A 12654-nucleotide genomic window follows, 5' to 3' on the forward strand; every position below is an offset into this window, starting at 1 on the left:
ACACGCTGAGCGCGATCCACCTGCGGATGGATCAACCCGCCTGAAGCGCCTGTTTTGCCTGCTCTTGCAGCCAGCCCAGCATCTGCCGATAGGGGACAGGGCCATAGCTGACCCGCGCCACGCCCAGCGACGCCAGAGTGGTCGTATCGGGGGTGCCGGGAAGGGCAATAATGTTGACGGGCAACTCGGTCGATTCGCAGAGCCGAGCGATCAGCCCTTCGTCTTTGAGACCCGGCGCAAAGAACCCGCTGGCCCCGGCATCGGCATAGGCCTTGGCCCGTGCGATCGCATCGTCCAGCATCGAATTATCATGAGTGTCGGGCTTGGCTTTCAGGAAGATATCCGTGCGGGCATTGATGAAGGCCGGGATGCCGGCAGCATCGCAGCCTTCGCGCATTGCCTGGACGCGTGCTTCCTGCGTTTCGATGTCGTAGAGGTCGCTGGTGCCAACGATTTGGTCTTCAAAGTTAAAGCCGATGACACCGGTCTGCAGCGCAAGTTGAACATTGGCGGCGACGCTTAGCACATCCTCAGCATAGGCGCCTTCGAAATCCAGCGTCACGGGAAGATCCACCGCGGCAACGATCCGGCGTGCATTGTCCAGGGCAGCATCCAGTGAGATTTTCTGCCCGTCCCCGAACCCTTGCGCCATCGCAACCGGCGCGCTGCCAGTCGCAATTGCCTTGGCCCCCGCATCGCGGACAGCCCCGGCGCTGCCCGCATCCCAGATGTTGTACAGGATGACCGGCTCGCCCTTTTTGTGTAGGGCGGCGAATTCTTCTGCTTGGGTAATCTGGTTGGTCATGCCGGTCTCCTGTCGCTGCTATGGCGGCAGTTAACCGTGCAAATAGTCGGCGCGTAAAGATGTTTCGCGCCGACCAACACAATACAGTGATTTGTTCGAGGTCAAACCAGCCGCGAGCTGTCCTTGGCTGCGCGCACAAAGTCGCGGAACAAGGGGTGCGGGTCAAACGGTTTGGATTTCAGTTCGGGGTGATATTGCACGCCGATGAACCAAGGGTGATCTGACCATTCAACGATCTCGGGCAAACGTCCGTCCGGTGACATGCCCGAAAAGTTCAGGCCCGCCTTTTCCAGCTTTTCGCGGTATTTGATGTCTACTTCGTAACGGTGGCGGTGGCGTTCTTCGATATTGGTGCCACCGTACACCTCGGCCACTTTCGAGCCTTCGGCTAGTACCGCGTCATAGGCGCCCAAACGCATGGTGCCGCCTTTATCGTCGCCGACTTTACGTTCGACTTTGTGATTGCCCTGCACCCATTCTTTCAGGTGATAAACTACCGGCTCGAAACGCTTTTTCCCGGCCTCGTGGTCGAATTCCTCGGACCCGGCTTCGGTGATCCCCGCCGCATTTCGCGCAGCCTCGATCACGGCCATCTGCATGCCCAGACAGATGCCCAGATACGGCACTTTGTGTTCGCGCGCATATTGCGCTGCCTTGATTTTGCCTTCGGTGCCGCGCTCGCCAAATCCGCCTGGCACAAGGATCGCGTGGAAGCCTTCCAGATGGGGGGCGGCGTCTTCTGTATCGAAAACTTCGGCATCCACCCATTCGACTTGGACCTTGACCCGGTTGGCCATGCCGCCGTGGGTCAGCGCCTCGGCAATCGACTTATAGGCGTCTTCCAGTTGAGTGTATTTGCCCACGATGGCAACCTTAACTTCGCCCTCGGCGTTGTGGATGCGGTCGCTGACGTCTTCCCATTTGGTCAGATCGGGTTTAGGGGCCGGGCTGATCTGGAACGCGTCCAGTACGGCCTGATCCAAACCTTCGCGGTGATAAGCCAGCGGGGCGTCGTAAATGGTGGAAAGGTCCTGCGCCGCAATCACGCTGTCGGGGCGCACGTTGCAGAACAACGCCAGCTTTTCGCGTTCCTTGGTCGGGATCGGGCCCTCGGACCGGCAGACCAGAATATCGGGTGCCAAACCGATCGAGCGCAGCTCTTTGACCGAGTGTTGCGTCGGTTTGGTTTTCAATTCGCCAGACGCCTTGATGTAGGGCAGCAAGGTCAGGTGCATGAACAGGCACTGACCACGGGGCTTGTCCTGGCTAAACTGACGGATGGCTTCAAAAAAGGGCAGACCCTCGATATCGCCGACGGTGCCACCGATTTCACACAGCATGAAATCAACTTCATCCTCGCCGATCGCGATGAAATCCTTGATCTCGTTAGTGACGTGAGGGATCACCTGAATGGTCTTGCCAAGGTAGTCGCCGCGACGTTCTTTTTCCAGCACGTTGGAATAAATCCGGCCCGAGCTGACCGAGTCGGTTTTGCGGGCCGCCACGCCAGTGAAACGCTCATAGTGGCCCAGGTCCAGATCAGTCTCAGCCCCGTCATCAGTGACGAATACTTCGCCATGTTCGAAGGGCGACATCGTGCCAGGGTCAACGTTCAGATAGGGGTCCAACTTGCGTAAACGCACCGAGTATCCCCGGGCTTGCAACAGGGCACCCAGAGCCGCCGAAGCCAGCCCTTTGCCCAAGGACGAAACCACACCACCAGTGATGAAAATAAAACGCGCCATGTTTTTCGGCTGCTCCCGTGAGACGTCAAAATCAGCTGCCCGACGGTTCCGAAAAACCGCTGCATCACGGGACTTCACGTATAAAGGATTCGCGCCAATAGCGCAAGAGAACCGCAAGATGCTGTTGCAGCTCTCTTTCAGATTTCTAGGTTTTGTGGATCAGTTGGCCTGAGGAATCAGAGGCGCGTTGTCGCCCTGCGCCGGGGGCAGCAGATCATCCGCCGACGGAACCGCCGGGGTGCTTTCTTCGGTTGGCGCAGGTGCCGGAACGCCCAAACGGTCGATAACCGAGCTGCCCGAAGACTTCTGAGCCGCCAAAATGGTCAGCGTGATCGAGGTCACGATAAAGCAGGCTGCCAGAATCCAGGTCACCTTGCCCAAAGCGGTCGCTGCCGCGCGACCTGTCATGGCGCCACCGCCACCACCGCCCATACCAAGGCCACCGCCTTCGGACCGCTGCATCAGAACAACGGCAATCAGGCCCAGGGCCAAGAGGAGGTGGATGATGAGAACGACGTTTTCCATGGTGTTCCTGTACAGCGTGGCGTGTATCGCGTGGTACTTATGCAAGTTTGCCTTCGGGGGCAAGGGATGAGTTGGCATCACGAACGGTGATATTCCAGATCACAGCAAAGGGACTGGACAGGCAGATGATACGTAACGCAGGCTGCGGCCATGCCTCATGACGATCACGACCACCCGCACGCCCTGTTGCCGCCCGATCCCGCGCTTCGAGTTAAAGCGCTTGAGACGATTCTGACCCGTAAGGGTCTGATCGACCCGGTGGCGCTGGATGAGATTATCGACACGTATCAAAACAAGATCGGTCCACAGAATGGCGCGCGCGTTGTCGCCAAGGCGTGGGGCGATTCTGCGTTCAAGCAAGCCCTGCTTGCAGACGCGACGTCTGTTGTCGCTGATCTTGGGTTTTACGGGCGGCAGGGCGAACATATCGTAGTGGTCGAGAATACGCCGGAACAGCACAACATGGTCGTTTGTACCCTATGCAGCTGCTACCCGTGGCCTTTGCTGGGTATTCCACCGGGTTGGTACAAGTCCGACGCCTACCGCGCTCGAGCGGTACGTGAGCCGCGCAAGGTCTTGGCCGAATTCGGTGTCGAATTGACGCCAGAATCATCCGTGCGGGTATGGGATTCGACCGCAGAGATTCGCTACCTCGTGCTTCCCATGCGTCCGGAAGGCTCAGAAGGGCTAGGTGAAGAGGACCTTGCTGCGCTTGTTACCCGTGACAGCATGATTGGCACGGGCCTGCCTAAGGTGCCGTCATGACCCGTGTTCATGATATGGGTGGTCGGTTTGGGGACGGTCCGGTTACGCCCGAGGCCGAAAGCGCCCCGGTCTTTGCCGAGGACTGGCATGGTCGTGCCTTGGCCGTGACGCTGGCGGCCGGGTTTCTGGGGCAATGGAATATTGACGTCTCGCGCCACGCGCGCGAAAGGCTGTCGCCCAAGGACTACGCACGGTTCTCTTACTATGAAAAGTGGATATCCGGTCTGGCCGACCTGCTGGTCGAAAAGGGGGTGCTGACCTTGGATGATTTGTCGGGCGCAGGCACCGACGACCCACACCCTTTGGTAGCCCGTGCTCTGAAAGCCGGGACCGTCTCGGGAGCCTTGGCCAAAGGCGGGCCAGCAGATCGGGCTTCGGACGTGCCGATACAGTTTGAGGTCGGGCAGAATGTCCGAACTGTGGATCCCGCTGCCAATCGCCTGGTGAATGGCGGCCATACGCGACTGCCAATCTATGCATCGGGTGCAAATGGCCGAATTTTGCGGCTGCACGGTACGCATGTGTTGCCAGATTCAAATGCACATGGTTTGGGCGAGGCACCAGAGCCCCTTTATGCGGTGGCGTTTGCCGCGTCCGAGTTATGGGCTGACCCGGAGCATCCCAAGGACGAGGTCGTTCTGGACTTGTGGCAAAGCTATCTGGAGCCCGTATGAGCACCTGTACAACCCATTCCGCACCAGAGCCGGTTTTTGCCGAACCCTGGCATGCGCAGGTCTTCGCCCTGACAGTTGCATTGAACGAAGCTGGACAATTCGAGTGGTCAGATTGGGCCGATCGATTTTCGCATACTTTGAAATTGCACGGGTTGGACAAGGAACTGGATGGCGGGAATGATTATTTTCACGCGTGGCTGGAGAACTTGGAGCAATTGTTGGTCGAACAAGGTTCGACGTTACCAGGTGACATTCAACGCATGAGAAATGCTTGGGAAGAGGCTTATTTGACGACGCCACACGGTCAACCGGTGCATTTGGCGGCAGGCGAATAGGAGGGGCGCTGCCCCCGCCGCCTGTTCTGGGCGACTCCTCCAAGATATTTGAGGCCGGATGAACAGGGGAGCCATACTTAATCTGGCCGAAACTATCCCCGCCGGAGGCACCGCACATTGCGCGGTTCTGAACTGCGGCGAATTACCGGTTTCCCTGCCGCTTTGACCCCGCTATATGAGCCGAGTTTGATAATTCAGCGCAAAAGGACCGGATATGGCCAATGTGGTTGTTGTCGGCGCCCAGTGGGGCGACGAAGGAAAAGGCAAGATCGTCGACTGGCTCAGCGAACGGGCAGACGTGATCGCGCGTTTTCAAGGCGGGCATAATGCCGGTCATACGCTGGTCATTGATGGTGAAGTTTACAAGCTGCATGCGTTGCCTTCAGGCGTCGTGCGGGGCGGTAAGCTGAGTGTCATTGGCAATGGTGTTGTGCTGGACCCGTGGCACCTGATCAAGGAAATCGGAACCATTCGGGCGCAAGGTGTCGATATCTCGCCCGAGACTCTGATGATTGCCGAGAACACGCCGCTGATCCTGCCAATCCATGGCGAGCTGGACCGTGCGCGCGAAGAAGCTGCCAGCAAGGGCACCAAGATCGGGACCACTGGTCGCGGCATTGGGCCGGCTTACGAAGACAAAGTGGGCCGCCGCTCTGTTCGTGTTGCCGATCTTGCTGATGAAGCCACGCTTGAGGCGCGCGTGGATCGTGCGCTGCAACACCACGACCCGCTGCGCAAAGGGCTTGGGATCGAGCCCGTTGACCGGGACGCGCTGATCGCCCAATTGAAAGAGATCGCGCCGCAAATTCTTCCGTTTGCCGCTCCGGTCTGGAAGGTGCTGAACGAAAAGCGCAAAGCTGGTAAGCGTATCCTTTTTGAAGGGGCGCAAGGCGCGTTGCTGGATATTGATTTTGGCACCTATCCGTATGTGACCTCGTCCAATGTGATCGCGGGGCAGGCGGCGACTGGTGTGGGTATCGGTCCAGGGTCGATTGATTTCGTTCTCGGTATCGTCAAAGCCTATACGACCCGCGTGGGTGAAGGACCGTTCCCGACCGAATTGGATGACGCGGACGGTCAACGCCTTGGCGAACGTGGACACGAATTCGGCACAACCACCGGGCGTAAGCGTCGCTGTGGCTGGTTCGATGCCTGCCTAGTACGCCAGACTTGTGCGACCAGCGGTGTGAACGGCATCTCGCTGACCAAGCTGGACGTGCTGGACGGGTTTGAAACACTGAAAATCTGCGTGGGGTATGAGCTGGATGGCGAGCGTCTGGACTATCTGCCTACTGCAGCTGATCAACAAGCGCGCTGCAAACCCATCTACGAAGAAATGCCGGGGTGGAGTGAATCCACCGAAGGCGCACGCAGCTGGGCCGATCTGCCTGCCAACGCGATCAAATACGTACGTCGCGTTGAAGAGCTGATCGAGTGTCCCGTAGCCCTTCTGTCTACCAGTCCGGAGCGGGACGACACCATTCTGGTGACCGACCCGTTTGCCGACTGATGAGCGATCACGGCAAATCCGGCCTGAGCTACAAGGCCCGGCGGCGTTGGTCGCTGGTGCTGCTGTTGATTGGGCTTCCTATCTATATCGTGGCGGTTGTGACGGTAGTGAGCTGGCTCGACCGTCCACCCATCTGGTTGGAACTGCTGGTCTATGTTGGTTTGGGCATCGTGTGGGCGTTGCCGTTCAAATTTGTCTTCAAGGGTGTTGGCAAAGAAGACCCAGAGCAAAACTCAGATTGATCACCGGCAATTCAGGTGATGATGAGAAAAGGGCTAGAGAAACCTCTGGCCCTTTTTCTATTGTACTGGTTCGGGGAATTATCCCGCGGCGCGCTCGTCATCCGGGCGGAACCCGATCTGGGTCGAGGCCGCGAAACGCCCGCCGCCCGCTTTTTCAATCTTTCCATCGCGCAGCAACTGACCGAAGGACCGCAGGCTTTCTTCGCGGTTGAAGTCATTTTGCTTGAGCGAACGGATTTTGTTCATCAACTGCGGGCGCGAAAACTGTTCCTGACCTTCGATGAACGACAGGTACGCGGCGGCAGCCTCAAGCAAGTCGGGGAGGGACTGCGCGCCCTGTTCCTGCGCGAACAAAGCAAAGCCACCTTCCTCGGGTGTTTCGTCTTCGGCTTCAGTTTCGGATTTTACGCGGCGAGGGGTAACTGGTCCGGCGTCTACGGTTTGATTGTCGATGCGCTGTTCAGCGACCAGCTTAAGAGGGGCTGCATCGTCACTGATGGGGCGCATGCTGGTGACCTGAATTTCCGGGCGGCGCGGGCTGACAACCGAGGAAAGATCTCCACGATAGCCCTGTTCCTCACTGTCCTGTGCTGTGGCCTTACCGTCGCCACGTTCAGCTTCGGTTGCGGCGACGGCCGCCCGCAGATGCGTGTAGGCCTCGCGCTGATTGCTGGTGTCCGGGTCATTCAACTGTTCGCCGGCCTTATCCATCAGGCGCGATACGTCCCGATCCAGATCTGACGTTTCAGTGTCTGTATTGGCCGAGCGTTTTGCCAGTACAGCTTCCACGCTTGAAATCTCTTCCAGCAGGTCGACTTCATCCTCTTCCGTCAACACACCTTCGTCGGTGGCTTCGACGACGTCTTCTTCTACACCGGCGTCGTCGAGAATGTTGGCCTCCTCTTCAGAACCGCTATTCGCAAAGTCTTCGAGGTCCGAGAACAGCACGTCGGATGTGTCTTCCTCTTCCGCTTCGGTCTGGTCTTCCGATGTCGCGTCCAACACCTCTGAATCCAGATCCTCGGCTTCGACTTCCAGTGCAGGGGCTTCGGATTCTTCGATCTGAGGCATCTCAGCCTCGGCTACTTCTGTTTCCGGTTCTGTTTCCGGTGCTTCGTCTTGCGTTTCGACGTGCGCGCTGGCCTCTTCAGTGTCGTCCAGATCAGCGGGGTCAAGCGAACCAGCTGCGAAGGCCGCAGCCACTGCATCAGACGGAGCGGCGCTTTTCATCAAGGTCGTGTCTTCGTCTTCCGTGTAGATGACCGAGTTTTCTTCGGAATGAGAGACAACGGCCCGGATGCGCTGCAGCTTGGCGGCAATACTGTCAGCGGCAGGCGCCGGGGCATCTTCTACGGTTTCCGCGTCAGAAAAAACGGGCTGAGAAGAGGGCGGCGTGTCGATAACATTCAAACCCGGAGCGCTGGCGGCGGATTGGGGGGATGGAGCGTTTTCTTCGGTTGCGCGGATCAGCAGGCCAGAGTCGTTCTGACTGGCTTCGACCCTGCGGGATGCGTCACGCTGCGCGATCCGTGTCAGCATTTCGGTGTCAGGCTGTGGGGGTTCAGAACCAAAGTAGCGATCATCGGCCGCGAGATCGCGGAAGTATTCGGCAATCGCTTTCATCGTTTCAAAGGAATCATCAAAGCCTTCCAAAGTGCACGAGAAGGTTCCATAAGAAACGGTCAAAACCTTGTTATTCTGTACCATCAGACGCACGTCCTCTACAAACTACTAGAGCCACCCACCCAATAGAGGGCACACCTATGGCTCGAAACTCTCTGCATGAACCTACCATTTTGTGGTCTCAATGTGTCCAAATCCGGGAAAAATGATCAATCTTAAAAAAAATCAGTCGATTGTACGGTCTGAGGAGCCAATCGCAGTGGTCGGAGGCGGAGAAATCGGTCCAGATGACCTAAATTTGGCGCTGATTCGCGTCAATACCGTTGTTGCCGCAGATGGCGGAGCGATCCCGCTGATGGATTCGGGGCGGATGCCGGATGCGGTTATCGGTGACTTTGATTCGCTGAGCAGAGGCTATCGCGACCGGATTCCGGCAGAGCGATTGTTTCCGATCCGCGAGCAGGACAGCACGGATTTTGACAAGACCCTGCGCAGTGTCGAGGCGCCGCTAGTGCTAGGGGTTGGGTTTCTGGGCGGGCGGCTGGATCACCAATTGGCGGTGCTGAGCGCTTTGATCCGACTTCAGGATCGTCCGTGCATTTTGCTAGGGGAGCATGAAGTCGTGTTCCACGCCCCACCGCGGATCGCTTTTGACCTTTCACCCGGCGATGTGGTTTCGCTGTTTCCGTTTCAGAGGGTAACGGGGCGCAGCCGTGGATTGGAATGGCCGATTGATGATCTGGTGTTAGAGCCGAGCGGTCGCGACGGGACCTCCAATCGCGCGTTGGCTGATGTAGAACTGGAGGTGGACAGGCCCGGCCTTTTGGTCATGGTTCCGCGCAACGCCTTGGATCAGATCATGCAGGCGTTTCTGTCGGAGCTGACCGGGCGTTGGCCCGCTCGTGCAGAATGACGTAAAGGCCCGCGGCAATGGTGATGGCTATGCCGATGGCCGCGATCCCGTTGGGCAGGTCATGAAAGATTAGCCAGCCGAATAGGGTGGCCATTGGAATTTCCAGATATTGCATCGGGGCCAGCGTTGCCGACGGCGCAAAGCGCAGCGACCATATCATCAACAGATGCGCGACGGTTCCCAGCAGCCCGATTGCGATCAGCAAAAGGTGAATGTCCGGGGGAGGTAAGATCAGCGATACGGCCCAACTGCCGCCGATTGTTCCGGCCAACAGAACTGGCAGCATTAGGATTATAGCCATCATGCCCGATGCCGCTTGTAGGGTGATTGGGTCTGTTTCTTTGGCGATTTGGCGCGTCACCAGCATGAACAGGGAAAAGAGCAAAGCTACCACAAGCGGTAGCAGGGCTGCGGCCCCCACTTGTACAAAGCTGGGTTGAATGACCAGCAAGGTCCCAACAAAGCCAACGGCGCAGGCTATCAGGCGGCGTGGGCCAACGGTTTCCTTCAGTATGTATTTGCCCAGGATCAACATTATGAACGGCATGACAAAGACGATGGCGATCGCGTCGGCCAGCGGCAGGAAAAGCAGTGAGCTGAACATGGCTGAAAGGGCGAGGATATGCAGAACCGTGCGAATAAATGTCAGCCACAGGATACGGCCACGCATGCGCAGGGATCGCCCGGTCAATACGGCCAGTGGGACCAACACCAGCGCCTGAACGGCAAAGCGGACAAAGACAAGCATGCCGACAGGTGTGGTTTCGGCCAACAGCTTTGCCATCGCGTCGCCCATCGGCGCGATGATGCAAAAGCCAAGCATCAGGATGATGCCAAAGACCGGACGATCCTGTGTCATAAGGGCGACGCTACGGGGTTTGGGGTCCGGTGGGAAGCGTCTAGGGCAGGGGTTGAACCTTGGTATAATCTGGACCGATGCAAGTGGGCAGGCCGTCACCCAGTTTCAGCCAGTTCAGCTTTTCCTCATGCGCCACGTGCAACGTTGGCTCCAACTGGTTTGGGTCTTCCAGTGTTGCCACGTACAGATGCAGCACGTCCGACATGGCTTGTGATAGGAATGATATCGGAGTGCCGCAATTGGGGCAGAAACTGCGGGTGACACCGGGCGACGAGGCAAAGGTTTTCGGCTCGTCCCCGGTCCAGCGCCACTGGCCGTCGCGCACGCCGAAATAGGTGGTCATCGGCGCGGCGCATTGCCGTCTGCAACTGTCGCAATGGCAGGTAACGCAGGACAGGACCGGAGGCGTAACCTCGTACCGGATGGTGCCGCACAGACAATGTCCCCGCATGATATCCCCCTTATTGCGGCATCAGCAGTTGGGTACGTTCACCGCCAGGCCGCCCAGTGACGTTTCCTTGTATTTCTCGTGCATATCATGGCCGGTCTGGCGCATGGTCTCGATCACGGAATCCAGCGGTACGAAGTGTTTCCCATCGCCACGCAACGCCAGCGATGCTGCGGAAACGGCTTTGATCGCCGCCAGTCCGTTGCGTTCGATACACGGAACCTGCACCAACCCGGCAACCGGATCACAGGTCATGCCCAGATGATGCTCCAACGCGATTTCAGCTGCGTTTTCAACCTGTTCCGGTGTTCCACCCATGACGGCACACAGGCCTGCCGCAGCCATGGCTGATGCGCTTCCGACTTCGGCCTGACAGCCCGCTTCGGCGCCAGAGATCGAGGCGTTATATTTAACCAGCCCGCCAATGGCGGCAGCGGTCAGAAGGAAATCCTCGATATGGCTTTCCGACGCGCCGGGCACGTGATCAAGATAATAGCGCAGGACCGAAGGCATCGTACCTGCCGCGCCATTGGTCGGGGCGGTCACGACTTGCCCACCAGCGGCGTTTTCCTCGTTCACCGCCATGGCATAGACACTCATCCAGTCATTGATGGTGTGCGGCGCGTTCAGGTTCATGCCCCGCTCGGCCAGCAGAGCATCGTGAATGCCTTTGGCGCGGCGTCGTACGTTCAGGCCACCGGGCAAAATGCCGTCAGTATTCAGGCCGCGCTCGATGCAATTGTTCATAACTTCCCACAGACGCGCAGTGCCTTTGGCGAAGCTGTCGGCACAGCCGCGCGCGATTTCATTATCGCGCTTCATCTGAGCGATGCTTTTGCCGCTGTTCTTTGCCATCTCAAGCATTTCGGCGGCGGATTTGAACGGGAAAGGGACCGGGTCGCCCTCGTCGGTTGCCTTGCCTTCGGCCAGTTCCTCTTCGGTCAGGACAAAGCCACCGCCGACCGAGTAGTAAACCTGCCGCAGGATCACATCGCCTTGTGCGTCGGTGGCCATCAGGATCATGCCATTGGCGTGGCCGGGCAGGTTGTTGTCATAGTCAAAGGTCAGGTCGGTCTTTGGGTTGAACTGAAGCGTCGGCAACCCTTCGGGCGTCACCGAGTGCGTCTGGGAAATTTCGGCCAGCGCGGCCTCGGCTTTATCGTTGTCGTAGGTGTCGGGCACAAACCCGGCCAGTCCCAGAATGGTGGCACGGTCGGTGGCGTGTCCGACCCCAGTAAAAGCCAGCGAGCCGTGCAGCGATCCGCGCAGCCCCGCAAATTCGAACGGGGACGCGCGCATCATGTCCAGAAAACGCGCGGCGGCCACCATCGGCCCCATGGTATGAGACGATGACGGGCCGATGCCCACTTTGAACATATCGAAGACAGATAGAAACATATCAGGTAGCTGAGCCTTCTTCAGGTGTAGCGTAACGTGGTGAGGTGAACGGCGTAACCCCCAACCCTTCGGCCGCGATGGCGGCCTGGGTCGCAGGGCGGGATTCGAGCCGCGTCAGGATGTCCTGCAGATGGGGCGTGTCCCCGAGCTGAAACCAGCTGCGATCCGCGCTGGCGGGGTACAGCGCCATCCAACGCATTTGGCACGCCAGATAAAAGCTTAAAACCGATGGGGTGTCGGCCTGCAGCCAATCCGGCGCTTTCTGGGCTTCGGCATCCAGTACCCGCAAATGTTGGCGCAGGCGCGGGCGGATGCCTTCACGCAGGGTCTCGGCCTGCGCGGGGTCGATGTACTTTTCAGCATAGAAAAGAATGCGCAGATCGGCGTGCAGTGTGTTGGACGCAAAAAACAGCCATTTCAGAAACGCCGCCCGATCTGGGCTGTTGTGGGCAGGGGCCAGTTGCTTGTGCGTATCCGCCAGCCACAACAAAATGGCTGCCGTTTCAAAGATCGGTCCTTGCGGGGTGTCCAGCACCGGGATCAATCCATTCGGGTTCAAGGACCGATAGGCCGCGCTGTCCTGTTCGTTCCGGCGGCGGTCCACCAGTACGGTCTCAAAAGGAAGGCCCATCTCTTCCAACACCAGTCTGATCACCAGCGAGGCGTTGTCGGGGGCATAATGAAGGCGATAGGGCGCGGTCATGGCCCCTATGTAACTTGCGGGGCGAATGCCGGAAGCCTCGATTGCGACGTTTCCCTTCGGAAACGCGTATTTTCCACGCATGTTTACGCGTGATGGCGGCGATTTGGCA

General features: G+C 58.4%; 14 protein-coding genes. 6 read left to right on the top strand and 8 right to left on the bottom strand.

The features are described from left to right. Window positions 1-31: 31 nt before the first annotated feature. From ACR0B8_RS02645 to secG, 3 genes are all read right to left on the bottom strand, one after another. Entirely contained in the window at window positions 32-805 is a 774-nt protein-coding gene (locus ACR0B8_RS02645; protein WP_170357813.1) for an isocitrate lyase/PEP mutase family protein, read from the bottom strand. Between the two features lie 101 nt (window positions 806-906). Continuing rightward, entirely contained in the window at window positions 907-2550 is a 1644-nt protein-coding gene (locus ACR0B8_RS02650) for a CTP synthase (RefSeq protein ID WP_170357814.1), read from the bottom strand. Between the two features lie 159 nt (window positions 2551-2709). Further along, window positions 2710-3075, bottom strand: coding sequence for a preprotein translocase subunit SecG (gene secG / locus ACR0B8_RS02655; RefSeq protein ID WP_170464308.1), 366 nt, complete (start codon window positions 3073-3075; stop codon window positions 2710-2712). 150 nt (window positions 3076-3225) lie between these two features. Here secG and nthA point away from each other — a divergent pair, with 150 nt between their 5' ends. From nthA to ACR0B8_RS02680, 5 genes are all read left to right on the top strand, one after another. Then, entirely contained in the window at window positions 3226-3840 is a 615-nt protein-coding gene (gene nthA, locus ACR0B8_RS02660) for a nitrile hydratase subunit alpha (RefSeq protein WP_170374743.1), read from the top strand. Then, a complete protein-coding gene (gene nthB, locus ACR0B8_RS02665; RefSeq protein ID WP_226688612.1) occupies window positions 3837-4514 on the top strand; it encodes a nitrile hydratase subunit beta in 678 nt (225 codons plus the stop codon). Before nthA ends, nthB begins: the two co-directional genes overlap by 4 nt. Further along, a complete protein-coding gene (locus ACR0B8_RS02670) occupies window positions 4511-4849 on the top strand; it encodes a nitrile hydratase accessory protein (protein ID WP_170348283.1) in 339 nt (112 codons plus the stop codon). Before nthB ends, ACR0B8_RS02670 begins: the two co-directional genes overlap by 4 nt. A 214-nt stretch (window positions 4850-5063) precedes the next feature. After that, the gene (locus ACR0B8_RS02675; protein ID WP_170357818.1) at window positions 5064-6359 is read left to right on the top strand and encodes an adenylosuccinate synthase; all 1296 of its coding nucleotides are present in this window, start codon (window positions 5064-5066) and stop codon (window positions 6357-6359) included. Then, window positions 6359-6601 carry a DUF2842 domain-containing protein gene (locus tag ACR0B8_RS02680; protein WP_170357820.1) on the top strand — a complete coding sequence of 81 codons (243 nt, stop codon included), beginning with the start codon at window positions 6359-6361 and terminating at the stop codon, window positions 6599-6601. The genes ACR0B8_RS02675 and ACR0B8_RS02680 overlap by 1 nt, the downstream gene beginning before the upstream one ends. 78 nt (window positions 6602-6679) lie before the next feature. Here the strand turns inward: ACR0B8_RS02680 and ACR0B8_RS02685 are convergent, their stop codons facing one another. Then, a complete protein-coding gene (locus tag ACR0B8_RS02685; RefSeq protein ID WP_480657803.1) occupies window positions 6680-8308 on the bottom strand; it encodes a hypothetical protein in 1629 nt (542 codons plus the stop codon). A 121-nt stretch (window positions 8309-8429) separates the two neighbouring features. Between ACR0B8_RS02685 and ACR0B8_RS02690 the strand changes: the two genes are divergently transcribed. Beyond that, entirely contained in the window at window positions 8430-9137 is a 708-nt protein-coding gene (locus ACR0B8_RS02690) for a thiamine diphosphokinase (RefSeq protein ID WP_480657801.1), read from the top strand. Here ACR0B8_RS02690 and ACR0B8_RS02695 read toward each other — a convergent pair. From ACR0B8_RS02695 to ACR0B8_RS02710, 4 genes are read right to left on the bottom strand one after another with little or no spacing between them, the layout of a single operon-like run. Further along, complete coding sequence (locus ACR0B8_RS02695) at window positions 9082-9996, bottom strand: DMT family transporter (RefSeq protein WP_480657799.1); 915 nt, start codon at window positions 9994-9996, stop codon at window positions 9082-9084. The two genes, ACR0B8_RS02690 and ACR0B8_RS02695, sit on opposite strands and share 56 nt — an antisense overlap. Before the next feature lie 40 nt (window positions 9997-10036). Then, window positions 10037-10447 carry a GFA family protein gene (locus ACR0B8_RS02700; RefSeq protein ID WP_480657797.1) on the bottom strand — a complete coding sequence of 137 codons (411 nt, stop codon included), beginning with the start codon at window positions 10445-10447 and terminating at the stop codon, window positions 10037-10039. Window positions 10448-10468: 21 nt separating this feature from the next. Then, a complete protein-coding gene (locus ACR0B8_RS02705; RefSeq protein WP_170357826.1) occupies window positions 10469-11842 on the bottom strand; it encodes an L-serine ammonia-lyase in 1374 nt (457 codons plus the stop codon). 1 nt (window position 11843) lies between these two features. Further along, window positions 11844-12545 carry a glutathione S-transferase family protein gene (locus ACR0B8_RS02710; protein ID WP_226688607.1) on the bottom strand — a complete coding sequence of 234 codons (702 nt, stop codon included), beginning with the start codon at window positions 12543-12545 and terminating at the stop codon, window positions 11844-11846. Between the last annotated feature and the right edge of the window lie 109 nt (window positions 12546-12654).

This window comes from Ruegeria sp. BH6, assembly GCF_056538105.1.